This window comes from Nocardia sp. NPDC056064 (assembly GCF_042266925.1).
Lineage (GTDB): Bacteria > Actinomycetota > Actinomycetes > Mycobacteriales > Mycobacteriaceae > Nocardia.
In genome coordinates, this window is record NZ_JBHJWO010000001.1 from 1,590,151 (window position 1) to 1,616,632 (window position 26,482).

At 71.1% G+C, this 26,482-nt stretch carries 24 protein-coding genes; 10 read left to right on the top strand and 14 right to left on the bottom strand.

All coding sequences use genetic code 11. From position 1 onward, the window contains the following. Window positions 1–12 precede the first annotated feature (12 nt). The 3 genes from ACFC06_RS07315 to ACFC06_RS07325 all read left to right on the top strand — a co-directional run bounded on the left by ACFC06_RS07315 (window position 13) and on the right by ACFC06_RS07325 (window position 3,391). Window positions 13–1,677, top strand: coding sequence for an alkaline phosphatase D family protein (locus ACFC06_RS07315; protein WP_375928791.1), 1,665 nt, complete (start codon window positions 13–15; stop codon window positions 1,675–1,677). A gap of 116 nt (window positions 1,678–1,793) precedes the next feature. After that, window positions 1,794–2,141: a YciI family protein gene (locus tag ACFC06_RS07320; protein ID WP_375928793.1), complete on the top strand. Its 348-nt coding sequence runs from the start codon at window positions 1,794–1,796 to the stop codon at window positions 2,139–2,141. Between the two features lie 2 nt (window positions 2,142–2,143). Continuing rightward, window positions 2,144–3,391 carry an RNA polymerase sigma factor gene (locus tag ACFC06_RS07325; RefSeq protein ID WP_375928795.1) on the top strand — a complete coding sequence of 416 codons (1,248 nt, stop codon included), beginning with the start codon at window positions 2,144–2,146 and terminating at the stop codon, window positions 3,389–3,391. A gap of 9 nt (window positions 3,392–3,400) precedes the next feature. Here ACFC06_RS07325 and ACFC06_RS07330 read toward each other — a convergent pair whose 3' ends face one another. Beyond that, window positions 3,401–4,222 (bottom strand): siderophore-interacting protein, encoded by an 822-nt coding sequence (locus tag ACFC06_RS07330; RefSeq protein ID WP_375928797.1) that lies wholly within the window; start codon window positions 4,220–4,222, stop codon window positions 3,401–3,403. A 70-nt stretch (window positions 4,223–4,292) separates the two neighbouring features. After that, a complete protein-coding gene (locus ACFC06_RS07335) occupies window positions 4,293–5,462 on the bottom strand; it encodes a phosphotransferase family protein (RefSeq protein WP_375928799.1) in 1,170 nt (389 codons plus the stop codon). Window positions 5,463–5,655: 193 nt separating this feature from the next. Between ACFC06_RS07335 and ACFC06_RS07340 the strand changes: the two genes are divergently transcribed. Next, window positions 5,656–6,675, top strand: coding sequence for a hypothetical protein (locus ACFC06_RS07340; RefSeq protein WP_375928801.1), 1,020 nt, complete (start codon window positions 5,656–5,658; stop codon window positions 6,673–6,675). Window positions 6,676–6,678: 3 nt separating this feature from the next. Here the strand turns inward: ACFC06_RS07340 and ACFC06_RS07345 are convergent, their stop codons facing one another. After that, window positions 6,679–7,647 carry a DUF389 domain-containing protein gene (locus ACFC06_RS07345; protein ID WP_375928803.1) on the bottom strand — a complete coding sequence of 323 codons (969 nt, stop codon included), beginning with the start codon at window positions 7,645–7,647 and terminating at the stop codon, window positions 6,679–6,681. Window positions 7,648–7,704: 57 nt separating this feature from the next. After that, on the bottom strand, window positions 7,705–9,516 hold the full coding sequence (aspS, locus tag ACFC06_RS07350) for an aspartate--tRNA ligase (RefSeq protein WP_375928805.1): 1,812 nt from the start codon (window positions 9,514–9,516) through the stop codon (window positions 7,705–7,707). Between the two features lie 199 nt (window positions 9,517–9,715). Between aspS and ACFC06_RS07355 the strand changes: the two genes are divergently transcribed. Together ACFC06_RS07355 and ACFC06_RS07360 are read left to right on the top strand one after the other, a co-directional pair. Beyond that, window positions 9,716–10,645 (top strand): neutral zinc metallopeptidase, encoded by a 930-nt coding sequence (locus tag ACFC06_RS07355; protein WP_375928807.1) that lies wholly within the window; start codon window positions 9,716–9,718, stop codon window positions 10,643–10,645. Between the two features lie 43 nt (window positions 10,646–10,688). After that, entirely contained in the window at window positions 10,689–11,183 is a 495-nt protein-coding gene (locus ACFC06_RS07360; protein ID WP_375928809.1) for a hypothetical protein, read from the top strand. A gap of 45 nt (window positions 11,184–11,228) precedes the next feature. Here ACFC06_RS07360 and ACFC06_RS07365 read toward each other — a convergent pair whose 3' ends face one another. Then, complete coding sequence (locus tag ACFC06_RS07365; RefSeq protein ID WP_375928811.1) at window positions 11,229–12,851, bottom strand: hypothetical protein; 1,623 nt, start codon at window positions 12,849–12,851, stop codon at window positions 11,229–11,231. Further along, on the bottom strand, window positions 12,848–13,177 hold the full coding sequence (locus tag ACFC06_RS07370; protein WP_278264208.1) for a type VII secretion target: 330 nt from the start codon (window positions 13,175–13,177) through the stop codon (window positions 12,848–12,850). The genes ACFC06_RS07365 and ACFC06_RS07370 overlap by 4 nt, the downstream gene beginning before the upstream one ends. A gap of 194 nt (window positions 13,178–13,371) precedes the next feature. Between ACFC06_RS07370 and ACFC06_RS07375 the strand changes: the two genes are divergently transcribed. Then, window positions 13,372–14,346, top strand: coding sequence for an NAD-dependent epimerase/dehydratase family protein (locus tag ACFC06_RS07375; RefSeq protein WP_375928814.1), 975 nt, complete (start codon window positions 13,372–13,374; stop codon window positions 14,344–14,346). Between the two features lie 31 nt (window positions 14,347–14,377). Next, window positions 14,378–15,391 (top strand): Rv2578c family radical SAM protein, encoded by a 1,014-nt coding sequence (locus tag ACFC06_RS07380; protein WP_375928816.1) that lies wholly within the window; start codon window positions 14,378–14,380, stop codon window positions 15,389–15,391. A gap of 19 nt (window positions 15,392–15,410) precedes the next feature. Here ACFC06_RS07380 and ACFC06_RS07385 read toward each other — a convergent pair whose 3' ends face one another. Beyond that, complete coding sequence (locus ACFC06_RS07385) at window positions 15,411–16,049, bottom strand: hypothetical protein (RefSeq protein WP_375928818.1); 639 nt, start codon at window positions 16,047–16,049, stop codon at window positions 15,411–15,413. A 75-nt stretch (window positions 16,050–16,124) separates the two neighbouring features. Beyond that, window positions 16,125–17,399: a histidine--tRNA ligase gene (hisS, locus tag ACFC06_RS07390; protein ID WP_375935261.1), complete on the bottom strand. Its 1,275-nt coding sequence runs from the start codon at window positions 17,397–17,399 to the stop codon at window positions 16,125–16,127. A gap of 85 nt (window positions 17,400–17,484) precedes the next feature. On the opposite strand from hisS, the gene ACFC06_RS07395 reads away from it, so the two are divergent. Further along, the gene (locus tag ACFC06_RS07395; RefSeq protein WP_375928820.1) at window positions 17,485–18,381 is read left to right on the top strand and encodes a peptidylprolyl isomerase; all 897 of its coding nucleotides are present in this window, start codon (window positions 17,485–17,487) and stop codon (window positions 18,379–18,381) included. 152 nt (window positions 18,382–18,533) lie between these two features. Further along, window positions 18,534–19,076 carry a hypothetical protein gene (locus tag ACFC06_RS07400; RefSeq protein ID WP_375928822.1) on the top strand — a complete coding sequence of 181 codons (543 nt, stop codon included), beginning with the start codon at window positions 18,534–18,536 and terminating at the stop codon, window positions 19,074–19,076. A gap of 44 nt (window positions 19,077–19,120) precedes the next feature. Here the strand turns inward: ACFC06_RS07400 and ACFC06_RS07405 are convergent, their stop codons facing one another. From ACFC06_RS07405 to ACFC06_RS07430, 6 genes are all read right to left on the bottom strand, one after another. Beyond that, the gene (locus ACFC06_RS07405; protein WP_375928824.1) at window positions 19,121–19,534 is read right to left on the bottom strand and encodes a DUF4913 domain-containing protein; all 414 of its coding nucleotides are present in this window, start codon (window positions 19,532–19,534) and stop codon (window positions 19,121–19,123) included. Continuing rightward, window positions 19,531–21,360, bottom strand: coding sequence for a type IV secretory system conjugative DNA transfer family protein (locus tag ACFC06_RS07410; RefSeq protein WP_375928826.1), 1,830 nt, complete (start codon window positions 21,358–21,360; stop codon window positions 19,531–19,533). Before ACFC06_RS07410 ends, ACFC06_RS07405 begins: the two co-directional genes overlap by 4 nt. A gap of 43 nt (window positions 21,361–21,403) precedes the next feature. Continuing rightward, on the bottom strand, window positions 21,404–21,916 hold the full coding sequence (locus ACFC06_RS07415) for a hypothetical protein (RefSeq protein WP_375935264.1): 513 nt from the start codon (window positions 21,914–21,916) through the stop codon (window positions 21,404–21,406). 68 nt (window positions 21,917–21,984) lie between these two features. Next, window positions 21,985–23,652, bottom strand: a complete 1,668-nt coding sequence (locus tag ACFC06_RS07420; RefSeq protein WP_375928828.1) for a peptidoglycan DD-metalloendopeptidase family protein — start codon at window positions 23,650–23,652, stop codon at window positions 21,985–21,987. A gap of 58 nt (window positions 23,653–23,710) precedes the next feature. Next, complete coding sequence (locus ACFC06_RS07425; protein ID WP_375928830.1) at window positions 23,711–24,019, bottom strand: transposase; 309 nt, start codon at window positions 24,017–24,019, stop codon at window positions 23,711–23,713. Continuing rightward, complete coding sequence (locus tag ACFC06_RS07430) at window positions 24,016–26,478, bottom strand: hypothetical protein (RefSeq protein WP_375928832.1); 2,463 nt, start codon at window positions 26,476–26,478, stop codon at window positions 24,016–24,018. Before ACFC06_RS07430 ends, ACFC06_RS07425 begins: the two co-directional genes overlap by 4 nt. Between the last annotated feature and the right edge of the window lie 4 nt (window positions 26,479–26,482).

A 26,482-nucleotide genomic window follows, 5' to 3' on the forward strand; every position in this document is an offset into this window, starting at 1 on the left:
TGATCGCTGATCGTGGCCGACAACACACTCCCCGCCGATTCCGCGCCGCACGGGCACTTCGCCCGGCGCACCCTGTTCACCGGCGGTACCGCCGTCGCGGCGGTCGCGGTCCTGGGCACCGCCCCGGCGCACGCGGCGGACACGGTGTTCCGCCACGGTGTCGCCTCCGGTGACCCGCTGCCCGGCGCGGTCGTCCTCTGGACCCGGGTGACCGTCGCCGAGGACGCGACCCCCGGCTCCGGCCTCGGCGCGGCGACCGGGGTGCGCTGGGAGATCGCCACCGACGCCGAGTTCGGCAGCATCGCCGCCGCGGGCACCGTCACCGCGTCGGCCGGGTCCGACCACACCGTCAAGGTCGACGCCACCGGCCTGAGCGCGGGCACCGACTACTTCTACCGTTTCACCGCCCTCGGCCGGACCTCGCCGGTCGGGCGCACCCGCACCGCGCCCGCCACCGACAGCGAGGTCGACCGGTTGCGGCTGGGCCTGGTCTCCTGCGCCAACTGGGAGGCGGGCTGGTTCGGCGCCTACCGGCACCTGGCCGCGCGCACCGACCTCGACGCGATCGTGCACCTGGGCGACTACATCTACGAGTACGCGCGCGGCGAGTACACCGGCCGCAACGGCGCGGTGCGCGGCCACGACCCGGTCCACGAGATCCTCACCCTGGCCGACTACCGCATCCGGCACGGCCAGTACAAGACCGATCCCGACCTGACCGCCCTGCACGCGCGGCTGCCGTTCATCTGCACCTGGGACGACCACGAGTCGGCCGACAACTCCTGGCGCGAGGGCTCGAACAACCACGACCCCGCCGTCGCCGGACCCTGGGCCGACCGCAAGGCCGCCTCCACCCGCGCCTACCTGGAGTGGATGCCGGTGCGCGAGACCCGCGCCGACGGGCAGGTGCAGATCTACCGGCGGCTGCGTTTCGGCACCCTGGCCGAGCTGTCCATGCTGGATCTGCGCACCTACCGCGACGAGGAGGCCGGGCCGGGCGCGGGCTGGCGCGTCGCCGACGATCCGGCGCGCACCCTCACCGGCCGCACCCAGATGCAGTGGCTCACCGCGGGCCTGGTGTCCTCGCCGACCCGCTGGAAGCTGGTGGGCAACTCGGTGATGATCGCGCCGCTGGTCTTCCCGCCGCTGGAACCGGCCACCACCGCGGCCGTCACCGCCCTGCTCGGGCTGCCGCAGGGCGGACTCACCGTCAACGGCGACCAGTGGGACGGCTACACCGCCGACCGCAACACCCTGTTCTCGGCGATCACCGGCAACCAGGTGAGCGACGTCGTGTTCCTCACCGGCGACATCCACACCTCCTGGGCCGCCGACCTGCCGGTGGACGCCGCGAACTATCCGGGCGGACCGACCGCGGGCACGGAGTTCGTCGTCCCGTCGGTGACCTCGTCCAGCGTCGGCGATCTGCTGAAGATGCCGCCGCGCACGGCCTCGGTGCCCGCCGAGCAGGCCATCCGGGCGGCCAATCACCACCTGCGCTACGTCGAACTGGACTCGCACGGTTTCGGCGTGCTCGAGGTGACGGCCGGGCAGACGCAGATGGACTGGTTCTACGTCCTCGATGTCACCGACCCGGGCAGCGGGGTGCGCCACGGCATGTCCTTCGCCGTCGCGGCCGGCGGACGTCTCGAACAGCGCGGTGCGCCGATCGCCTGACGCGCCCGCGCGGAGGAGAATTCTCGGCACCGGCTGTCGATCTCGGTGGTGGCTGCTCGTCGGTGGAGTAGAGCGGCCCGATCGGCGGGCCGCCGAGTCCACGAAGGAGCGTCATCATGAGCCAGTACCTGGTCCTGATCTACGGCGACGAAGCAGTGCACGCGGCCATGTCGCCGGACGAGCTCGGCGGCATGCTCGCCGAACACCGGGCCTTCCAGGAGATCGCGGGCGCCGCGAACCTGGGCGGCAACGCCTTGCAGCCGACCGCGACGGCCACCACGATCCGCCACGACGCCGACGGTACCGCCGTCATCACCGACGGCCCGTTCGCCGAGGCCAAGGAGGCCCTTGGCGGCTACTACCTGCTCGAGGCGCCCGATCTGGACGCGGCCATCGCGCTGGCGGCGCAGGTGCCCGCGACCGGTGGGGTGGAAGTGCGCCCGATCAAGGTCTTCCCGCGCTGAGCATGGTCACCGATACGGCCGCCGCCGTCGAGCGGGCGCACCGGCGCGAGTGGGCCTTCGTGCTCGCCGCGACGGTGCGCCTGACCCGCGATCTGGATCTGGCCGAGGAGTGCGTGCAGGACGCCTACGCCACCGCGCTCACCGCTTGGGCCGCCGACGGCGTGCCCGCCCGCCCGGGCGCCTGGCTGACCACGGTGGCCCGGCGCCGCGCCCTGGACCTGCTGCGCCGCGAGGGCACCTTCCGGCGCGCGCTGCCGAAACTCGTCGTCGACGAGCCCGCCGACGACACCGCCGACCTCGCCCTGGCCGAGCTGGACGGCCCGGCGATCCCCGACGACCGGCTGCGCCTGATCAGCACCTGCTGTCACCCGGCGCTGGCCCCGCAGGCGCAGGTGGCGCTGACGCTGCGGCTGGTCTGCGGCGTCACCACCGCCGAGGTGGCCCGCGCGTTCCTGGTGAGCGAGGCGACCATGGCCGCGCGGATCACCCGCGCCAAGAAGAAGATCGCGGTGGCGGGCATCCCGTACCGGGTGCCGTCGGTGCGGGAGCTACCGCAGCGGCTCGACGCCATCTGCGCGGTGATCCACCTGCTGTTCACCACGGGGCACACCGCCCCCGCCGGTGAGGTCCTGGTCCGCGCCGACCTGGTCGACCGGGCGCTGCAACTGGCCAGGATGATGCGTGCCCTGGTCCCCGACGACCCGTCGGTCACCGGCCTGCTGGCGCTGATCCTGCTCACCGACGCCCGCCGCGCCGCGCGCGTGGACGCCGCGGGCACCCTGTGCACCCTCGAACACCAGGACCGCACCCGCTGGGATCGCGCCGCGATCACCGAGGGCATCGCACTGGTGAAACAGGCCCTGCCACATACGGATCGGTACACCGTGCAGGCGGCCATCGCCGCCGTGCACGACGAGGCGCCCACCTGGGCGCAGACGGACTGGCCCGAGATCATCGGGCTGTACCGGCTGCTGCTGCGCGTGGCACCCTCGCCGGTCGCCCGTCTGAACCACGCCGTCGCGGTGGGCCTGTCCGGAAATCCCGGGCAGGCGCTGGCGCTGCTCGAGCCGCTCGGTGCCGAACCCGCGCTGGCGACCTACGGCTACCTCGACGTCGCCCGCGCCGCCTTCCTCGCCGAACTCGGCCGCACCGACGAGGCGATCGCCGCCTACGAGTCGGCGCTGCTGCTCACCGACAACGCCGTCGAACGCGCGCACCTGGCCGACAAGCTGGCCGGGCTCACACGCTGAGGACCGGCCTCACGCGCCCTCGGCGGCCAGTTCCCGCTTCCACTCCCGGAAGCCCTCCTCGGTGCGCCCGCGCCGCCAGTACCCCGAGATCGACAGCCACTTCGGCGCGACCTCGCGTTCCTTGCGCAGGTACGGACGCAGATTGCGCATCACGGCCTCGGCCTCGCCGTGCACGAAGGCGTGCACCTGTCCCGGCAGCCACTCGGCCGCGCGCACTGCGGCGACCAGGGGCGCGTTGGCCCCCGCGAGGTCGTTCGGCACCGCATCCGAGGACACCCCGCGGTGCACCCACCGCACGCGCAGCTCGGCGGGCGAGTCCAGGGCGATCTCGTCCTCGGGCCCGCCCACCTCGACGAACACCACCGCGGGCGCGCCGGCGGGCAGGGCCGCGACACCGGCGGCGATGGCGGGCAGCGCGGACTCGTCACCGGCGAACAGGTACCAGTCGGCCGCCGGATCGGGCGCGAACGCCCCACCCGGACCGAACAGCCGGAACCGCTCTCCTGGTTCGACATCGCGTGCCCACGGCCCCGCGACGCCCTCGTCGCCGTGCACCACGAAGTCGATGGCGATCTCGCGGGTCGCCGCGTCGAAGGACCGGACCGTGTAGGTGCGCAGGATCGGCTGACTCTCCGGGCCCAGCGTGGCCCGCACGGTGTCCAGATCGAACGGCTCCGGGTACACCACGCCCGGCACCGGGAAGATCAATTTCACGTAGGCGTCGGTGAATTCGTTGGGCGTGAACCCGTCTTCCACCACGCCGACCACCCGGACCAGGTGCGGGGTCAACGACTGCTTACGGACGACGGTGACACTGACCGGTTTCGGCACGGCTGCTCCCCATTCCTCGGATGATCCGACCTCCGACGCTACTCCCGTCGCACCGGAAAGTGGGGTGCTCCTATTCCGCCCAGCGCTCCTCGAGCATGGCCGAGACCTGCTCGGCGAAGTCGCCGACGGCGTCGTCACCGGTGACGCGCGCGTCCTCGGCCAGCGCCGACCAGCGGTTGATCAGCGCTTCCGAGCGCGGCACCGACAGGCCGTGCTCGCGGGCGGTCGCGATGCGGGTGTGGTCGGCGGGCAGGAACCAGTAGGTCGACAGCCACACCCAGATCAGCCGGGCCTCGAGGATCCGCTCGGCGAGCACCGCGTCGTCGGCCAGCGAGGGCCACACTCCGACCACGGCCGACCGCCACGCCTCGACCATCTCCTTGGCGCGGCTGCGCGAGAGCTCGAAATCGCACAGGCACCCGGGGAAGGAGACCAGCGCGTAGGCGATGTCGAGGGTGGCGTCGCGGAAACCGCCCCACTCGTAGTCGAGGAACCGCGCGCCCTCGTCGTTCATGATCACGTTGTCCGGGCACAGGTCCGACGGGCTGAACGCGCGGTGCCGGCCACCGGTGAACAGGCGGTTGCCGTGCACGATGCGCTCGGCGATCTCCCCGGGCACCTCGATGCCGAGCTCGGCGCGCAGCAGCCCGGGGACATCGGCGATGGCGGCCTGGGCCTGCTGGGCGATCCCGTCGACCCGGTGCACCGAATCGACCCGGCGCATCAGCGCGACGAAATCGGGTTCGCGGCCGACGGTCGCGGCGTGCATCCGGCCCAGCGCCTGCGCGAAGGCCATCAGCGCGTTGCGGGTGCCGGGCTCGACCCTGGCCCGCAGCACCGAGGTGAGCAGCGCGTTGTCGCCGAGGTCGGACAGCACCAGCAACCGGTCGGGCACGCTGTGCGCGATCAGGAAGGCGCCGGGCCGCTGCTCGCGGCTCAAGGCAGTGGTGAACTGGTAGGACACCGCCTCCCGGAGGAAGGCCGCGTCGATGCTGGCGACGCCGGGAGCCATGCCCCCGGTGCGCCGCTGCGTCGCGGTACCGCGCACCTGTTTCACGATCAGCGTGCGCGGCAACGAGAATGCGTTCTCCGCGACACGCACGCGTAGGACTGTCGTCCTACCACTGCCACTGAGCTCCATCGGATCGCTCAGCTTCACCGGAGCACCCATTCGCTTTGTGAGCAACTGTTGTGCTGCGGACACGACGTCGGCGGCGCGTTCGGCCAATAGTGCGGTCATCGCCTCTCAAGCTACTCGTACCTGGTCACTTCTAGCGAGCGGTTGCACAACCTTTCCGCGTCACCCGGCGTGTTGGCGCCGAGGTTGCGCGAGTGTGCCTGTTCGCTTGACACACTCGACGGTTGTCGGGTTTTCTCATCGTCAACTGCTGTGCGCCACACCGCAAACCGGTTGAGTCGAAAGGTCTATCACAGTGACCGACACACCGTACGCCGCATCGAGCGATTCCCCCGGTGGGTCGCCCGGTCCCGGCGGTGGCGGACAGTTCGCCGGCCCACCGAATTCCCCGTCCGGCCCGGGCGGTTCGCCCGGCACCGGCGCGGGCCACAGCAGGCACGGAATGGCCGGTGGCGCAGGCTATCCGCAATTCGAGGGCCCCGGCGCCGCGCAGTACGGCAACGAACCGGTCGAGCCCGCTCCCCCGATTGCCGGCACGGGCGCGCCCGCACCGCAGTACGGCCCCGCGGGCACCGGTCCCGGTTACCCCGCACCGCAGCCGAAACCGGACAGCGCCACCTTCGCCACCGCCCCCGCGTCCGGCGTGTCGGGGGTGCCGGGCGGGCAGCCGCCCGGTTACTACCATTCGGGAGCACAAGCCCTCGATGTCGGCCGCTCGCTGAGCTACGGATGGGAACGCTTCCGCGTCAATCCCGGCCCGTGGCTGGGGGTGACCGGGGTCGGGGTGCTGATCTACCTCGCGTTCCTCGCCGTCGTCCAGATCTTCGAGCCGACCTCGCTGTTCACCCTGCTGCTGCTGTTCCTGGTCGTGCTGGTGGGGCTGTGGCTGCTGCAGGCGGTGATGGTGCGCGGCGCGCTCTACGAAATCGACGGTTATCCACCGGCATTCGGCTCGTTCTTCCGATTCGTCAACGCGGGCAATGTCCTGCTGACCTCGCTGCTGGCCTTCGCGGCGACGCTCATCGCCTCGTCGCTGTGCCTGCTGCCCGGCCTGGTCGTCGGGTTCCTGTGCATGTTCTCGATGCACTTCGTCATCGACCAGGACTACGGTCCGGTGGAGGCGATCAAGGCGAGCGCGCAGCTGGTGATCGCCAACCTGTGGGCCGCGCTGCTGCTGGCGCTGACGATCGCGCTGGTGACCATGGTCGGCCTGGCGCTGTGCGGGCTCGGGCTCTTCGTCGCGGGGCCGGTGTGCGCCATGGCGGTGACCTACGCCTACCGGATGCTCACCGCGGGCCCGGTGGCCCGTATCTGAGGCTCAGCGGTCGAGCGGCGTGCGCATCCCGATCGCGCGCTGGAACCGGCCCACCGGGCCGCTCTCCTCGCCCGCGCGCGGGCGCAGTTCGAGCACGACCACCCCGGCCACCACGATGCCGAGCAGGTTCACCGCGAGCTGACCGGCCGACTCGAACGCCCGGTGCCACTGCCCGATGGCGGCGGCCACCACCGCGTACCCCGCGGCGGGCACGGTGGTGACCGAGATGAACACCCCGATCAGCGCCGCCGATTTCGCCGTCACCAGGGAGAGCATCCCCGCCGCTCCGGCCAGCAGCGCGACGACCAGGGAGAACGGTCCCACCTGGTAGATGAAGTCGACATTGTGCGCGTCGATGACGCGCTCGGTGGTGATCCAGCCGAACCGCTCCCACACCAGCGTCGCGGCCAGAGTGATCGTCATGGCCAGGGGGAAGGCGATCGCCAGCGCGATCACCGAACGTCGCGCCAGCCGCCAGTTGCGGCGCACCAGCGCCACCGACAGTGCCGCCAGCGGCCCGAATTCCGGGCCGACCACCATGGCGCCGACCACGGTCACCGGGGAGTTGGTCGAGACCCCGATGGCGGCCAGCAGGCACGCGATGGTCAGGAAAGCGAGGAAGGTGACGTTGAGGGTGGACTCCTCGTGGGTCTCCTTCAGCAACTGCTCCCAGACCACGGTGTCGGTCGGGTCGCCCGGCGTGGCACGTTCGGCGCGGTCGGCGGCGTCGGAGAGCACGGTGGTGACCGGTCCGAGGGTGATGCCGCCGTGTTCGACGATGCCCAGGCTCTTGACGTCGGCGATCACCTTGTTCGCGCCCTCGCGCGCGACATCGGCCTGGACCAGATCACCGGCCGGTTCGAGGGCGATCCCGGGCGCCACCGTCAGATGGGTGACGCCGGGATCGGCTTCGAGCATGCGCACCAGCGCGTCGGTGTACTCGGGCGGACTGATGACGCGCAGGTGCAGCACCGGGCCTCCTGGTCGGACGGACTGACCAGAAGGTACCGGCTCACCGCGGCGGTGGCGCTACTTCGCGTCGGCGGCCTTCGGCGCGTCGGCGGCCTTGGCCTCGCCCTTGGGTTCGGGCTTGGCGTCGATCCCGGCCTCCTTGCGCTGCTGCGCGGTGATCGGCGCGGGCGCGTCGGTGAGCGGGTCGACGCCGCCGCCGGTCTTCGGGAAGGCGATGACCTCGCGGATCGAGTCCTCACCGGCCAGCAGCGCGGTGATGCGGTCCCAGCCGAAGGCGATGCCGCCGTGCGGCGGGGCGCCGTAGGAGAAGGCGTCGAGCAGGAAGCCGAACTTCTCCTGCGCCTCGTCGTGGCCGATGCCCATCACCTTGAACACGCGTTCCTGCACGTCGCGGCGGTGGATACGGATGGAACCGCCACCGATCTCGTTGCCGTTGCAGACGATGTCGTAGGCGTAGGCCAGCGCCGAGCCCGGATCGGTGTCGAAGGTGTCCATCGACTCCGGCTTGGGCGAGGTGAAGGCGTGGTGCACCGCGGTCCAGGCCGAGTAGCCCAGGGCCACGTCACCGCTGGCGGTGGCGTCGGCGGTCGGCTCGAACATGGGGGCGTCGACGATCCAGACGAAGGCCCAGGCGTTCGGGTCGATGAGGTCGCACTTGCGCGCGATCTCGCCGCGCGCGGCACCCAGCAGCGCGCGCTGGGCCTTGGTCGGGCCCGCGGCGAAGAACACGCAGTCACCGGGCTCGGCGCCGACGTGCTTGGCCAGGCCCTCGCGCTCGGCGTCGGACAGGTTCTTGGCGACCGGGCCGCCCAGAGTGCCGTCCTCGTTGATCAGGATGTAGGCCAGGCCCTTGGCGCCGCGCTGCTTGGCCCATTCCTGCCAGGCGTCGAGCTGACGACGCGGCTGGCTCGCGCCACCGGGCATCACAACCGCGCCCACGTACTCCGCCTGGAACACCCGGAACGGGGTCTGGGCGAAGAACTCGGTGCACTCGGTGATCTCGACGCCGAAGCGCAGGTCGGGCTTGTCCGAGCCGAAGCGGCGCATGGCCTCGGCGTAGGTCATGTGCGGGATCGGGGTCTGGATCTCGTAGCCGACCAGGCTCCACAGCGCGGTGAGCACGTCCTCGGCCAGCAGGATCACGTCCTCCTGGCGCACGAAGCTCATCTCGATGTCGAGCTGGGTGAACTCGGGCTGACGGTCGGCGCGGAAGTCCTCGTCGCGGTAGCAGCGCGCGATCTGGAAGTAGCGCTCGATGCCACCGACCATGAGCAGCTGCTTGAACAGCTGCGGGCTCTGCGGCAACGCGTAGAAGCTGCCCGGCTGCAGGCGCGCGGGGACCAGGAAGTCGCGGGCGCCCTCGGGGGTGGAGCGGGTGAGGGTGGGGGTCTCCACCTCGACGAACTCGTGGCGGGCGAGCACCTCGCGGGCGGCGGCGTTGACCTTTGAGCGCAGCCGGATGGCGTGCGCGGGGCCCTCGCGGCGCAGGTCGAGGTAGCGGTACTTGAGGCGGGCCTCGTCGCCGGGGGTCTCGTCGAGCTGGAACGGCAGCGGCGCGCTCTCGTTGAGCACCACCAGTTCCTTGACGTCGATCTCGATCGCGCCGGTCGGCAGCTCCGGGTTCTCGTTGCCGTCGGGACGCTGCTCCACCACACCGGTGATCTGCACGACGTACTCCGCGCGCAGCTTGTGGGCCTGTTCGGCCGCCGCACCCTCGCGGAACACGGCCTGCGCCACCCCGGAGGCGTCGCGCAGATCGATGAAGATCACGCCACCGTGGTCACGACGCCGGGCCACCCAGCCGGTGAGGGTGACGGTCTGACCGGCGTGCTCGCTTCGCAGCGAACCAGCCAAGTGGGTGCGCAGCACGGTATTCCTTTCGACGACTGGTCGCACCGGCGGAGGAGACCAGGTGCACTGCCATCGTAGTGAGACACGTTCGTGGAGTGAAAACCGATATCCGGGTCACCGTGTCAAGCTTGTGACACATGCCCGCCGTCCGCCACGCCCGCCGACGGTGAATCATGCTGTTGGACAGCTGGACAACCGAGCGAAGGCGAGTACGTCGATGACCTTCAACGAAGGTATGCAGATCGATCCGGGACGGGCATCCTCGGGCGGTGGACCCGGAATGGGCGGCAAACTCGCCATCGGCGGCGGCGCGGGCGGCCTGATCCTGCTGGTGATCACCCTGCTGCTCGGCGGGGACCCCGGTTCGGTGCTGGGCAACTTCACCGGCGCGCAGACCGAACAGCAGGCGGGCCAGGGTGCCACCGCGGGCACGCCCGCGCACTGCAAGACCGGCGCCGACGCCAACAGGTACGTCGACTGCCGGATCGTCGCCACCACCCAGAGCCTCGACAGCGTCTGGACTCAGGAACTGCCGAAGCAGACCGGTACCCGCTACGTGGAGCCGAAGCTGCGCCTGTTCTCCGGCTCCGTCAGCACCGGGTGCGGGAACGCCACCAGCGATGTCGGCCCGTTCTACTGCCCCGCCGACCAGACCGCCTACTTCGACACCAGCTTCTTCCAGGAGCTCACCGATCGCTTCGGTGCCAGCGGCGGCCCCCTGGCCCAGGAGTACGTGGTGGCGCACGAGGTGGGCCACCACATCCAGAACCAGCTCGGCGACATCGGGCGGGCCCAGCGCGACCCGAAGGGCGCGCAGTCGGGTGCGGTCCGCACCGAGCTGCAGGCCGACTGCTACGCGGGCATCTGGGCGCACTTCGCCGACAAGCAGCCCGCGCCGGGCGCCAGTCAGCCGTTCCTGAACCCGTTGACCGACAACGACATCCGCGACGCGCTCTCGGCCGCCAATGCCGTCGGTGACGACCGGATCCAGCGCGCGGCCGGGCGCGGGGTCAATCCAGAGTCCTGGACGCACGGTTCCTCCGAGCAGCGCCAGAAGTGGTTCCTGGCCGGTTACCGCACCGGGGCGGTGTCCTCGTGCGACACCTATTCCGCGGGTGACCTGAACAACCCGCCCGGGCTACGCTGACCCCCGAACGCGACACCGACACATCGTCTTTCGAGGGGAACCCATGCGCCTGACCATGACCGGACTGCTCGTCTGCGCACTCGCACTGCCCGGCCTCGGTGCCGCGGCCCACGCGGAGCCGACGCCGCTACCGCTGGTCAGCCTGACCACGATTCCCGACGGCTGGTCGCAGCGCACCGACCTGCGCCCGGTGCTGCAGGTGTTCGCCGACGGCAAGGCCGTGCACAGCCCGGACGCGGTGAGCAAGGACCGCAAGCCCGAGACGGCGGCGAAGATGGTGACCGGCACGGTCGACGCCGAGGTGCTCGCGGCGGCGCAGGACGAGATCGCCGCGCTGGCCGAGATCGATTTCGGGGTGCCCGCCGGTGACGGCAAGGGCAGCCAGATCATCGACCTGATGCCCGACGACCCGGCCGGCGAGGTCCACCTGGTGGTCTACTCCCCCACCTCCGGCGACGGGCTCACCGGCGAGCAGCAGGCCGCGCGCAAGCGCTTCACCGATCTCTACAAGAAGCTGGTAGACGCCTTCAAGAGCTGAGTGCGCGGTGCGCCGGTGGTCGTGGACCACCGGCGCACCCGCCGCTCAGAACCGGTCTTCGTCGGCGTCGCGCTCGTCCTCGTGCACCGCGCCGATGACATCGGGCGTGGATTCCCCGAGCGGGCCGGTGAGATCGTCGTTGCCGGTGCGGCTCTGGTAGGCCTGCACGGTGCGCCCGTGCTCGTCGTCGTTGCCGCCGCGCTGGCCACCCGCGCCCGCACCGCTACCGCCGCCCATGAAGTTGGAGCCGCCGGTGCTCGCCGCGGTGGTGTTGCCCAGACCGGTACCCAGGCCGGTGTTCATCATCCGGCCCGTCGTGCCCGGTACCGCGGCACCCGGCACACCGGCCGACTTCGGCGTCCCCGAGCTCGGTGTGCCACCGGTGCTGCCACCCGCGCCACCGCCGCCACCCCGGGCCACGCCCAGCGCGCCCAGCGACGAGCCGGGGCTGCCGGTGGAACCACCGGTGCCGAGACCCGACGGGGTGGTGCCCGGCGTCGTGGTGGTGCCCGGCGTGGTGGTGGTCGCCGCGGTGGTGGAGTCGTCGGCGCCGGTGAGGGCTTCCTGCGCCTGCGTGAGCAGCGGTTCGCCGATGTTCTCCGACACCGCCGAGAGCGCTTCCTCCGGCGAGGGCAGCCCGCTCTGCGCGGCGAGCTGCTGCACCGCACCGCTGAGTTCGGCGGTGTGCCCGGCCAATTGACCGCGGGTCACGTTCACCACGGTGACCGCTTCACCCAGGTGCTCGGTGGCCAGGCCGATGAGCGTGGCCTGGGTGGGCGGCAGCATGATCGTCGGCGCGAGCGCGGCGGCCTGCGCGGCGAAGGTGGTGGCGATGGAGGTCAGCTGCGTGTTGCCCGACTGCACGACCGCGGCGGCCTGCTGGGTGATCGCGGCGATGTCGATGCCGCGCTGGCTGGTCTCCTCGCCCTCGGTCTGCGCCTGCTGGCTGGCCGTGGTCGCGGCATCGGAGGACTGGCCCTCCCACAGCTGCTGGACGGTCTTCACCCCGCCCTGCGCCACGCTCATGGCCTGCTCGATGATCGCCGAGGAGCTACTCAGGATCGAGGTGGGGTCGATCGAGCCGAAAACCCCCGAGCCGAAGCTGCTCAGCAGCGACAGCAACGGCTCGAACAGCGACTCGACACCGGGCAGCTCGGGCAACGACAGACCGCTCAGCAGCGCGGCGACCGGGTCGTCGCTCTGCGTGGTGGTGGCGGCCGAGGTGTTGCCCGCGCTGGTGGTGCCGCCCGCGGTGGTACCGCCCAGCGCGCTCTTGGCCTGGTCGAACACGGTCTGCGCGTTGGCCAGGACCGGTGCGACGAGCGCGTCGATCGAGGTCTGCGCGTCACCGAAGGCGGTGGCGGCGTCGTCGGCCACGCCGGAGAGGATGTCCTGGGCGTCCACCGAACCGTCGGTGAGCCCGGACAGGCCGGGCAGGCCCGCGGTGGGCAGGGTGCCCGAGGTCTGGGCGTCGTCGGTGATCTTCTGGGCCAGGGTGAAGATCGGCTCGTCGACGTCTTCGGGCAGCTGCATCAGCGGCACGTCGAGGATGGCCTGGCTCGCGTAGTCGACCGGGGCCGCGGCCAGCGCGGTCTCGGTGGCCGCGTCGGCGGCGGCCAGGGCGGCATCGGGAGTGATGACGCCCGCGTCGGCGCTCAGCGGCTTCATGCGCCGCCGCCGATCCCGGCGGTCTGGCGCGCGAGGTCGGCCGCGCGCGAGAGGTCCTCGGTCTCGAAGGTCACCGAGGTCTTGAAGGCGGCGTCCGAGAGCGAGCTGAACTTGGCGGACAGATCGTTGATGTCCTTGGCCTGCAGCGTCTGCGCGACCGCGAACATCGCCAGGTAGTCGGCCCCGATCAGGCCGAACACCGGCGTCATCGCGGCGACGTTGCCCGCCGCGTCGGTGATGCCCGCCGAGGCGACATTCGCGGCCACCACGGAATTGGTCGCGGCGAAGGCCGTGACAGCATCGGTTTCGACCGAGAGATCGGTCATGCGAAATCCCCCCAACTCGTCGTGAAAGTTCTTCTCCGGGTAGCGCGGTCGGTGGCCACGGAACTCCCGACGCGACACCCCGACAGCGCAGTGCACCGAATATAGCCGAACACCCCGACGCGTTTCGACCCGTCCCACCGCCGATCTGCCCGATTCCCTCGTAAAACTAGAACCTGTTCTATATCCTCGGGCGCATGAAGGTCGCAGTGACCGGCGCAGCCGGCTACCTCGGTACCAACTTGATCCCGCAGCTCGTCGAGCGCGGCCACGACGTCGTGGCCATCGACCGCGCCGCACCGACCACCACCGATCCGGCCGTCACCTGGGTCGAGGGCGATGTACTCGACCCGGCGTCGATGCGCACGGCGCTGGCCGACGCCGAGGTGGTGTACCACCTGGTCGCGTTGATCACCCTCGCCGAGAAGAACGACCTGGCCTGGCGGGTCAACACCGAGGGCGTGCGCGTGACCGCCGAGGCCGCGCTCGAGGTCGGTGCCCGCCGGTTTGTGCACACCAGCTCCATCCACGCCTTCGACCAGTACCGCGCGGGCGGGCACATCGACGAGACCACCGTGCGTTCGGCCGATCCGGACCTGCCGGTCTACGACCGCTCCAAGTGGGCGGGCGAGCAGGCGCTGCGCCCGGTGATCGAGCGCGGCCTGGACGCGGTGATCGTCAACCCGACCGGCGTCTACGGCCCGGTCGACCACCCCGAGCGCCTCTCCCGGCTCAACCGCACCGTGCTCGAGGCCGTGCGCGGACGGATGCCGGTGATGATCGGCGGCGGTTTCGACCTGGTCGACGTGCGCGATGTCGCCAAGGGCCTGATCCTGGCGGGCGAGAAGGGCCGCACCGGCGAGAACTACCTGCTCGGCGGCGAGCTCACCATGCTCATCGACCTGTGCCGGATGGCCGCGGCGCACACCGGCGCCAAGGGCCCGCGCTTCGCCATCCCGGCCAGGGCGCTGGGCGCGATCCTGCCGGTGGTGGAGCCGATCAGCAAGCGGCTGGGTTCCGACATCCTGTCCAAGGCGGCCCTGGGCGCGGTGATCGCCGCACCGCGCGTGGACCACGGCAAGGCCGAACGCGAGCTCGGCTACCAGCCGCGCCCGGTCCGCGAGACCGTGGCCGACCTGGTCGATTTCCTGCGGGCCCCGCGCGCCGCTTGACAGCAGTTCGAACGCATGTTCGACTCATGGGGTGCGGTGGCAGAGTCAGACCCTCGACGCCGAGGACGGCGCCCTGCCCGGGCTCACCCGGGCCGGGCTGGTCCGCACCGTCCGCACCCCCGAGTTCGACGGCATCACCTTCCACGAGGTGCTCTGCAAGAGCGCGCTGAACAAGATGCCGGAGAGCTCGGCGCTGCCGTTCCGCTGGACGATCAATCCGATGCGCGGGTGCTCCCACGCCTGCCGGTACTGCTTCGCGCGCGGCAGCCACGAATATCTCGGCCTGGACGCCGGGCGCGATTTCGATTCCGAGATCGTGGTGAAGACCAATGTCGCCGCGGTGTTGCGGCGCGAGCTGGGCCGCCGGTCCTGGCAGCGCGAGGCGGTGGCGCTGGGGACCAACACCGATCCGTATCAGCGCGCCGAGGGCCGGTATCGGCTGATGCCCGGCATCATTCGCGCGCTCACCGAGGCCGGCACCCCGTTCTCGATCCTCACCAAGGGCCCGCTGCTGCGCCGCGATCTGCCTCTGCTGGTCGAGGCGGCCCGGCAGGTGGAGGTCAGCGTGGCGGTCTCGATCGCCATTCTCGATCCGGACCTGCACCACAGTCTCGAACCCGGCACCCCCGAACCGCGCGCCCGCCTGGAACTGGTGCGCGCGCTGGCCGAAGCGGGCTTCACCGTGCACGTCATGGCGGCGCCGATCATCCCGTGCCTCACCGACAGCCGCGCCCATCTGCACGCCCTCGTCGCCGCCATCGCCGAGGCGGGCGCCACCAGCGCGACCGCCTTCCCGATGCATCTGCGCGGTCCCACCCGCGACTGGTTCCTGAGCTGGCTGGGCACCGAGCATCCGGCCCTCATGCGCCGCTACCGGCAGCTCTACGCGCGCGGCGGCACCGTCGCGCCCACCTACCGCACCTGGCTGCGCGAACGCGTCGATCCGCTGCTCACCGAGTACGGACTGCACCGGCTGCAGGGGCCGACCACTCCCCTGGTCCAGCCAGTGCCCGCACCGGCCGATCAGCTCGCGCTGTTCGGCTGAGCGAGAACACCGGCCGCGCTCAGGACAGCTGGGCGACCTCGGTGTCGGTGAGCACCACCGGCGAGACCGCGTCCTTGGCCCGCACCAGCTGCACGCCGCGATACAGCGGCCGTTCGCCGAGCCCCGCGTCCCTGGCCTCCGCGCGCAACTGCTCCACCAGCACCGCCGATACCGCGACCGCGGCGGCCAGCTCGCTGGCCGACAGCGCGTCGGCGAGCTTGCGCAGGCCCAGCAGGTGCAGTTCGCGTCCGCTGCCCGCGTCGGTGTACATCGCCAGCGGAACCAGCTGCGTCTCGGCGCCGACGGTCACCTTCAGCACGATGCGGCTCAGCCGCCCGGGGAACACCAGCAGGTGCACGCCGGTCGCGTCGGCCACATCGATACGGTGCTCGCCTAGCAGGCGGCGCGCCCGGATCTCGGTGCCACTCAACCACATCCGCCTGCGGCCGAAGGCCACCACGTAGCCGAGGGTAGGCACCGAGACGACCAGTCCCAGCACGATCGCGTACGGCCAGTCCAGCCAGATCGCCGAGACCAGCGCCACCACGGCACCGAACCCGAGCGCGCCCAGTGCGAGCCTGCGCAGCATCGGCGCGAACACCTCGGGCGCCACCAGGTCGATGCCGACCGGTTCCGCGCGGCCGGAATCCCCGTTCACCCTGTATCCCTCTCCACCGGTCAGCGGCGGGTCCGGTGACGGCGCGGTCAGCCTACCGCGCCGTCCCGCGCCGGATCAGTCCCCGAGCGCGGCGCGCAGCACCGCGACGACCTCGTCCAGCGGCACCGGCCGCTGCTCACCGGTGGCCATCTCCTTGACGCCCACCGTGCCCTCGGCGAGGTCCCGATCACCCAGGACCAGTGTGTATTTCGCGCCGGAGCGGTCGGCGCCCTTCATCGCGCCCTTCATCCCGCGCCCGCCGTAGGCGAGATCCACGCTCACGCCCGCGCCGCGCAGCTCGCCGGCCAGGGCCACCATCCGGGCCTTGGCGGCGTCCCCGAGGGCCACGCCGTAGACCTGGCAGCGGGCCGGGTCGGCCGCCGACTTGCCCTCGGCCGCCAGCGCCAGCACCGTCCGGTCCACGCCGATCCCGAAGCCGATGCCCGAGAGCGGCTGCCCGCCGAGCTCGGCCATCAGCCCGTCGTAGCGGCCGCCGCCGCCGATGCCGGACTGCGCGCCCAGCTGGTCGTGGACGAACTCGAAGGTGGTCTTGGTGTAGTAGTCCAGGCCGCGCACCATGCGCGGGTTCACCACGTACGGCACGCCGAGCGCGTCGAGGTGGGCGAGGACCTGCTCGAAGTGCGTCTTGGCCGATTCCGAGAGGTTGTCGATCATCAGCGGCGCGTTCGCGGTCAGTTCCCGCACCTCGGGGCGCTTGTCGTCGAGCACGCGCAGCGGGTTGATCCGCGCGCGCCGCTGGGTCTCCTCGTCCAGCGGCAGGCCGAGCAGGAACTCCTGGAGCAGCTCGCGGTACTGCGGGCGGCAGGTCTCGTCACCGAGGGAGGTGATCTCCAGCCGGAACCCGTCCAGGCCGAGGCCGCGGAACCCGGCGTCGGCGATCGCGATGACCTCGGCGTCCAGGGCGGGGTCGTCCACGCCGATGGCCTCGATGCCGACCTGCTGGAGCTGGCGATAGCGACCGGCCTGCGGATTCTCGTAGCGGAAGAACGGACCGGCGTAACACAGTTTCAGTGGCAGCTGGCCGCTCTTGTCCAGGCCGTGCTGGATGACCGCGCGCATGACACCCGCGGTGCCCTCGGGACGCAGCGTGAAGCTCTCACCGTTGCGGTCGGCGAAGGTCCACATCTCCTTGCTGACCACGTCGGTCGACTCACCGACACCCCGCGCGAACAGGGCGGTCTGTTCGAAAACCGGCAGCTCGATGTGGCCGTACCCGGCGAGCCGGGCGGCGTGGATCAAGCCGTCGCGCACGGCGACGAACTCGGCCGAGGTGGGCGGCAGGTAGTCCGGGACCCCCTTCGGGGCGGTGAAGCTGCTGGTCTTGGTCACGATCATCCAGTTTTCCCCACGGGCGCCCCTCGCGTCCAACCGGTTACCCTCTAGACGAAATCGACGACACGGGAGGAACGCGGTAGTGCCGAGTAACGAACAGCGACGGGCGGCGGCCAAGCGCAAGCTGGAGCGCCAGCTGGCCCGGCGGGCCGAGCAGGAGAAGAAGCGCAAGCGCCTGATGATCGCGGGCTCGGCCCTGGGTGTCGTCGTGGTCGCCGCCGCGGCGGTGGGCGTGTACTTCCTCACCAAGGGCGGCGACGAGGACGCCACGGCCGCCGAGTCGTCGTCGGCGGTGCCGACCACGCAGTTCGTCAACACCCCGCTCGACATCCCCGGCCCGCCGCCCGCCGCGGCCAAGCCCGCCACGGTGGACTGCTCCTACCCGGCCGACACCGAGCCGCCCGCCAAGCCGGTCACCGCGCCCGCGGTCACCTCGGTGGCCACCGACGGTCCCGAGGTGAAGGTCTCGATCGACTCCACCCAGGGTCCGATCGGCCTGTCGCTCAACAGCGCGCAGGCCCCGTGCACGGTCAACTCCCTGGTGAGCCTGGCCCAGCAGGGCTATTTCGACAAGACCAGCTGCCACCGCATCGTGGCCACCCCCGGCTTCGGCATCCTGCAGTGCGGTGACCCGACGGCCACCGGCCGCGGCGGGCCCGGCTACAGCTTCGACAACGAGTACCCGACCGACCTGTTCGGGCCCACCGACCCGGCGCTGAGCCAGCCGGTGAACTACCAGCGCGGCCTGGTCGCCATGGCCAACGCGGGCACCTCGCCGGAGGGCAAGGGCACCAACGGCAGCCAGTTCTTCCTGGTCTTCGGCGACACCCAGCTACCGCCGAACTACACCATCTTCGGCACCATCGACGAGCCCGGTCTGGCGACGCTGGACAAGGTCGCCGGGGGTGGCGTGGAAGGTGGCGCCGAGGACGGCGCGCCCGCCATCCCGATCTCGTTCAACTCCGTGAAGGTCGGCTGAGACCCACCGGAGTCCGGCAACGGGCCGGTCACCCTCGCGGTGACCGGCCCGTTGCCGATTCGCCGACCTCGACACGGACGCCACACCTCCGCTCGTGTCCTCACCGGGGTAGTCTCAGATGTCCACTTCCACAGCAGCATCGGGGAGCAGTCATGGCGGAACTCGACGACATCGGCAGCGAAACAGCGTCCATGATGCGCACGATGCTGCAGATGGCCACCCTGGTCGCCCTGAAGTCGCGCGAACACGGCCAGAAAGAGGCCGAGTCCCGCGCCAAGGCGGTCGAGGCCAAGATCAAGGAAGCCAAGGAACTCCAGCTGCGCGAGGCGCGCGATCTCAAGGCCAAGGACCCGCGCAACATGGAACTCGAGCACATGATGTCGGTGGGCAACAAGGCGACCCAGCAGCGCGGGCTCAGCCTGGAGAAGGACCCGTCCTCACCGTTCGCCGCCACCAGTGTCGTCGCGGCCAACCCGCCGCAGCTCGGTTACGACACCGTCGAGCGCCGCGCCGCGATCGCCGCGCACCTGGAGCGCGCGGGCGTGGCCCCGGAGCTGAGCCAGGTGCGCATGCTGGTCGAGATGGGCCAGGGCATCTCCCCCGACGACGCGATCCGCCTGCACGACGCGGCCACCCGCCACACCCCCATGCGAGCACGCGGCATCGAAGCCCGCGGCATCGAACGCGAGCGCTGATCCCTCCGCTCCCCGATTCACCACCGGGGAGCGTTCACGACCGCTCAGGCACCGTGCGGATGGCTCTTGTCCCACAGGCCGTTCTCCGGCGCCGTCCACAGGGCCGCGTCGGGGTTCTCCAGCGGCAGCCGCTTGAGCATCTCCTTGTGCCCGTTGCGCACACTGCAGTACTTGAACGGCCCGCGCGGGTCGAACAGCTTGGTCATGTGCGGGTCGGCGTGGTCGAGGAACCACACACTGATCCCCGGACCGCCCTGCATCCGGTAGTGCTCCCACGCCTGCCACAGCGCGTCGAGCCGCACCGCGGCCTCGGGATGACGCCACCACTCCGGGCACCACACGGTGTCGCTGATGTCGGTCACCTGCCGCTGGTAGAGCTCGCTGAGGTACTGCTCCACGAACTCGGACACGTCGGCGTAGACCCGCTTCTTCGCCGCACCCGTAATCTCGTTGCTCACAGCGGTTTGACCTCCTCGATGTCACCGATCTCGTCCGGCGGAATGGGTTTCGCCAGCATCCCCGACGGCTGGCCGATCACGTCCTCGATGCGGGTCTTGCGGGTGGGATCGTTGTCCTCGATCGAGCGGCGGACCGCGGCGTCGTACTCCGATTCCCACCACGGCACCGTGCGCACCAGCACCGCGGGCTGACCCGAGGTGAACACCACCGCGCGGCCGCGGGGCAGGGTCGCCAGGCCCTGGGCGGTGAAGGTCACCGAGGAACTCAGCGAGCGCGAGTAGCTCTTGCTGTTGCCCGACTGCGACATCGACTGCGAGATCGAGTCGTATTCGCCGATCGCCTCGGAACGGTCACGCAGGAACGCCATGTCGTCGATGCCGCTGCCGAGGACCTTGATGTTGGCGGCCGACCACAGCGCGCTCATGCCCGCCTCACCCCAGCAGCGCGCGCCCTGGGCCCACGACTGCAGCACCGTCATCACCACGATGCCGCGCGACCCGAAGTGGCTGTACTGCTTGGGCAGATCCTTCCAGCGCACCACGTTGGCGGCCTCGTCGAGCACCGCGAGCAGCGGCACCGGCAACCGGCCGCCGGAGGAACGCGAGGCCTTGCGCATGGCCACGTCGATGACCGCCTCGGTCAGCGCGCTGACCAGCGGCGCCGCCGATCCACGCCCCTCGAGCGACAGGCAGTACAGGGTCCCGTTGCGCTCGATGAACTCGAGCTCGTCGAACTGGTAGCGGTCGCTGTTGCCCCGGCTGATCCAGGGATGCACGTTCGACAGCTGCAGGCAGCGGATCATCTTCTTGGCGGTGCCGAAGATGCCGCTCTTGGTGCGCTGTTCGGCGTTGTACTGCATGGCCAGGCCCGCGGCGGTGAAGTCGTGCCCGGCGCCGCGCAGCAGCTCGATCGGTTCGGAGTTCTGCGAGTCGGTGACCCACTCCCAGACCTGGGTGATCGGCTTGCCCGCGATGGCGGCGGCCAGGAACAGCCCGGCCAGCAGGTCCTCGGCCTCCGGGTCGAAGAAGCTGTCGGACTTGTCGCCCTCGCCGCGTTCGGCGTCGGCGAAGTGCCCCGCCAGCCGGGCCGCGCGCATCTCGCAGCCCTCCTGCCGGTGGTCGACCCAGGCCAGCGGGTCCCAGTACCACTTGGCGCGTTCGCCCGCGACGCCCTGCGGATCGAAGACGAAGGTGCGGCTGTCGCGGTCCTCGCGCACATTGCGGGTGGCGTCGACAACGTCGCGCTTGTTCGAGGTGGTGATCACCGGGCCGATCGCGGACAGGATCGCCGGGATCACCCGCGAGGTGGACTTGCCCTGACGTGGACCCCAGATGTCGAGGTGCAGGTCTTCGTAGGAGCCATAGAGCGGCGAGCCGTCGGCCACCGCCACCCCGATCGGCACGCCGGGCGCGTCACCGGGACGCAACCGCACACCGAGCTGGGCCGCCTTCTCCCGCACGCCCGCCTCGGTGATCGAGGCGATCGCGCTGCCGGTGCCCATGTAGTCGGCCTTGTCGTCGATCGCCAGCCTGCCGACGACGGCCCGCTTCCTGAGCCGGTTGCGGATCACGTAGTACGCCACGATCGTGGCGATCACCAGTAGCACGATCACCGTCGAGGCGCGTGGCCAGTGCAGTTTGCCGCGGGCCAGATCGGCCACCACGGCGATCGGGTTGATCGGGATGTTCTGCGGCACCACCGCCATCGCGTTGCCCAGGTGCAGCGCGACAGCGAGGGTGATCAGTGTCGCAAAGCCGACCACGATCAGGATCAGCGTCGTATCGGGTCCGACCGCGGCCGGATCCGTCACCTTCTTCTTCGCCACGTGTGCCTCCTTGTGGACCTTGTCGGATGCTCGGTTGTGCCGGCTAGCGGAACGCGTCCAGGCGCCAGCCCTGCGGCGTCTGCACGACGGTCGCGATGACCGTGCTCGGCGGCAGTGCCTCGGTGCGCCCGTCCGGGTAGACGACCGTCTGCTCGACGCCGATCTTGTACTGCGCCACCGCCGGATCCGCGCTCGCCGGTGGTTTCTCCCCCGAGGCGAAGGTGAACGCCTCCACGTGCGCTTTCGCCTTCGCCCACTCCGCCCACTGCAGCGACGGTTTCGGCGTGTCGGCCACTCCGGTCGAACTGTCCAGCATACGGATCATGCTGGGCCCCAGCCATTTTCGCGCGCGCTGCACCGAGGAACCCGGCTGTTCGGTGGTCGGGTACCAGGTGTAGATCTCGCGCAACGCCACCACCGCGACCCCGTCGGCGGTGGTCGGATCGGTCGCCGCGCCCGCCTCCAGCAACCGGGTGGTCGGGGTGACCTGGTCCGGGCGCGCGGAGCCGGAGTCACCGCCGCAGGCGGCGACCGTCGTGAGGACCGCCACGAGCATCACCGCCGGGATCGTGCGGATTCGTGTTCTCTCCCACCAGGTTATCCCCGGTGTCCGACACGATGTGGTCACAACACCCTCCTCGCCCGCGCGTCGCCCGGCACCGCCACCTCGACGACGCCACCGCCGCCCCGGGTGCTCGCCGCGGGCCGCGCCTGGATCATCCGGCCGTTACCCGCGTAGATTCCCACCTGCGCTGGACCCTGCCGCCCGAAGTCGCTGAACACGAGATCGCCCGCGGCGATCTTGGCGATCGGCACCTCGTAGCCGGCCTCCCACTGCTGTTCGGCGGTGCGCGGCAAGGTGACCGCGCCCGAGGACGCCGCGAACACCGCCGCCGCCGTCAGGCCGGGCCCGTCGAACCCGCCGCCGCTGGGACCCTGCGCGCCGCCACCACCCCACACATACGGCGTGCCGAGCCAGTCGTGGGCGGCCTCGACGATCTGCGCGCCGCCACCGCCCTGCTCCGGGGTGAACCGGCCCTGCGCGCCGGGCGCGCGGTACTGCGGTTCCATCGACAGGATGTTGGTGACATACGGCCGGGTCTCCGCATAGTGCGCCGCCACCTGATTGGGCATGCCGCCGGAGGCCAGCACCGCGCCCTCACCGGCGTTGTAGCCGGCCAGGGTGAGCGCGGCGAGGTCACCGGAGACCTTGCCGGCGGCCATCCAGCCCGCGATCTTGTGCGCGATGGCGCACATGTAGCGGGCCTGGCCGATGATCGCGTCGCCGTCGTCCCACACGCTGGCGCGGCCGTTGCCGTCGGCGTCGATGACATACGGTTTGCCGTCGTCGGGATTGATGCTCACCGCCGTCCCGGGCAGGAACTGGGCCAGGCCCTGCGCGCCGGCCGGCGAGGTGAGCCCGCGCCGGAATCCGGACTCCTGCTTGGCCTGCGCGGCCAGCAGCGAGGAGGAGATCTCCGGGCAGACGGTGCCCGCGCGGCGGTACCAGATCTCCAGGTCGGCGGGCACCTTGCCGTCGGCCAGCAGGCCACCGGCGCTGCCGAAGCCGCGCACACAGTTCGGGTCGCTGGAGAAGGCCCGCGCGCCACCGACATCCGGGGTGGGCGCGCCGTCGAGCCACGGCATCGGGTCGATCTGGCGGCCACCGGTGAAGCGGCCACCGGGCACGATCTCGAAATGCAGGTGCGGGCCACTGGATTCGCCTGCCGAGCCGACCATCCCGATCGGCTGGCCCGCGGTGACGGTGTCGCCGGTGCGCACCCGCACGCCGCGATCCCACATGTGGCCGTAGACCGCGGAGTAGGCGCGGCCGTTGGTGTCCACGGAGTCCACCACGATCCAGTTGCCGAATCCCGACGCGGGACCGGCGGCGACGACCTTGCCGTCGGAGACCGAGTAGATCGTGGTGCCGTCGGCGGCGGCCATGTCGATGCCCTTGTGATCGCCGCCGCGCGAACCGAACACGTCGGAGATGGTGAAGGTGCCCACCTCGAGCGGCAGGGTCCGGCGCAGCGGGCCGACTCCGGCGGCCAGTGAGGGCGTGCCGGTCACCGCCGGATTCGAGCTCGGTGGCACGGTGCTCGTCGCGGCGGCTCGGGGGTCGCCGGGGTAGTCACCGCCGAGCTGGGGCAGGGTCGCGGCCGAGGACCCCACCAGGATGTCGCCGGTCTCGCAGGTCTCGTCGGAGGAGGGCAGCACGATCACCAGCACCAGGGTGACCAGTCCGAGAACCGCGCCGAGGGCCGACATCACGATCGTGCGCGGGCTCATCGGGCGCCCCCTGCCGTGCCGCGCCGGGCGCCGGGATCCGGGTCCGCCGCGGCGGTGTTCACGTCCGGCGCCGGGTTTCGTTGAGCGTGTCGGCGAGGGTGCGGTTCATCTCCGCGGCGGCGGCCAGTTGCTGCTGGAGCAGCACCACCTTGCGCCGCAGGGCGGTCGCGTCCATCCGGTCCAGGCTCGGGCCCTCGGCCGCGCGCACCCAGTTGCGCACCGAATTGGCGTGCACGCCGATCTGTTCGGCCACCACCCGGCACGCCTCGGACTCGCTGCGCAGCTTGTCGGTCAACGCGACGACCTGCTCGACGGCGGCCTTGCGCACCTCCGGCGAGACCCGCCGGTAGGACCGATGCGGCATCATGGCTGTCCCCCGTTCGCCGACGGGTCCGGTGCACCACGCGGGTTGTCCCCGAACTCGCTGAACCGCTGATTCGTGTCGTGGATTCCGCTTTCCTTCTCCGACACCGTGAACTCCATATGGAAGGGGATGCCCGGCCGGCGATCCTCACCGATCTTGAGCAGGAATTTGCCGGTACCCGGCGGGGAGGGCCGCTGCTGGCCCGGCCGCAACGCCTCACCGGTGAGCGCCTGCGGCGCCGACCAGCCGGTGACCATCTCCTGTTCGGCGGAGGTGAACGGCACCGTCGAATCGAGCCGGGACAGTTCCTCGGCGGGCAGCGCGCCGAAGATCTTGGCGCGCGCGCGTTCCAGGAAGCCGATCGCCTTGGCTATGGCGGCGTCGGAACCCAGGGCCTGCAGGTCCTTGATGGTGTGGCTGATCATGATCAGCGCGGTGGCCAGGCCGCGCTGCAGACGCGTCAACTCGTCGACGCGGTCGACCATGAAGTCGCCCAGGCCGAGCACCTGCCACAGCTCGTCCATGACGACCTGGAAGTAGCGCTGCGGGCCGAGTTTCGCGTCGGCCAGCACGTGCGCGGCCTCGACGGAGGCGAAGCCGTCGGCCCAGCAGGCCAGCATGACCGCGGCCTTGAGCTTCTTGTCGCCGGTGGGGATGTGCGAGACGTCGATGCACACCGCCACGGCGCCGGTGTCGATCGGCACGGAGGTCTGGCCGTTGAAGATCGCGCCGAACGGGCCCTGGGTGAGCGCGCGCAGCGAGCGGCGCAGGTTCTTGATGGCGTGCTGGTATTCGTCGTCGTCGTCGGCGCCCGCGTCCAGCATCAGTTCCGGGCCGCCGCCGATGATCACCTCGAGCAGGTTCTCCATGATCGGCGGTTTGTCCGGGGTGAAGCCGCGGCCCGGCTGGTAGAGAATGCGCAGCGCGGTGGCGATGAGGGTTTCCTCGAAATCGGCCACCCGCGCGCCACGCACGAGTTCCACCAGGCCCGCGATCAACGTCACCTGCCGGGCGCGCAGATCCTGCAGCACCTGCTGTTGCAGCGCGGGGAAATCGGTGAGCCGCGGCACCACCGCGCCCAGCACACCGGCGGCCAGCGGGTTGAGTTTGCCGTGGCCGTAACCGAGGTCGATGACCTGCCCGCCGACGAGTTCCACCATCTTGCGGTAGTCGGGCTTGACGTCGGCCAGGATCAGCGGGGTGATGCCCTGGGCGATGCCGCCCAGCACGATCCGGCGCACCAGCGAGGACTTGCCGAAGCCGTTGAGGCCCAGCACGAACAGGCTCGGCGCGGTGATGAAGCTGCCGCGCATGAACCAGTTCATCGGGTCGAAGCAGACCGGCGCGCCGGTGTGCAGATGCGAGCCGAGCGGGGTGCCGATCAGTGGCGCGCCCGCGCCGACCGACCACGGCCACAGGCCCGCGACCTGGGCGGTGGTGGCCCGGTATTCGACCGGGCGGCCGACCACGTTCATCTTGCCGCCGCCGGGACCGGAGTAGCCGCGGTCGGTGAGTTCGGCGGTGGTGCGGTCGAATCCGTCGCCGACCACGGCCTCCGAGCGGGCCTGGGCGTTGTTGCGGCGCAGGTCGTCGGTGTGCAGGCGGAAGGTGGCCCAGGCCGCGCGCAGTCCGGACTGCTCGCGCTGGATCATCTCGTAGCGGGCGCGGGTGGCGTCGTCGAGCAGCGAGGGACCCTGCCTGCGGTCCGGCCGCGCCTTGGACTTGGCCGCCCGGCCGGTGCCCATCGCGCGATCGGCGGCGTCATCCGGGCGGTCGGGTCGCGCGGCCTTGACCGGGCGCGTCGGCTTGCTCAGCCGGGGCTTGGCCGGGCGCGGCTGACGGCGCGGATCGTCCTGGCCGCGATCGTGTTCGAGCCGGGGGCCGTGGTCCTGTTCACGCAGTCCACGGCGGGCCTGCTCGGGGCGCGGGCCCCGGGTGCGCCGCTCACCCTGACCACCCGCCGGTCGCGGTCCGCGAGCACGGTCGCCACGGGAACGACCTGCCTCGCCACTCGGGTCACGGCGATCGCTCGACTCACGGCCCTCGCCACGCGAATCACGGCCCTCGCCACGCGAATCACGGCCCTCGGCCTCGCGGGCACGGCGGGACTCGTGTTCGCGAGCGCGCCGGGACTCACCCTCGCGTGTGCCGCGGGGTTCCTCGGGATGTGGCCGGGACGGGCGCGCGTCCTCACCGCGAGGGCGGGCGGTACGCGACCGATCCTCCTCGCGCGCACGGCGTTCGCCCTGCCTGCGCTCCGCGTCGGTGCGCGAGCCCCGGGCCGCGGGCTCGCCCTCGGCACGGTCGGTGCGCTCGTCGAGACCGAGCACGTCCTCGCTCACGCGCGACGGGCTGCCCGCGGGCCGCGGCTCGCGTTCGCCGCGGATGCGCGGCGGCCGGTGCACCGGGCGCAACGCGATGTCGTCGCGGTCGCGCACCGGGGGTTCGTAGTCGCGTCCCATGTCC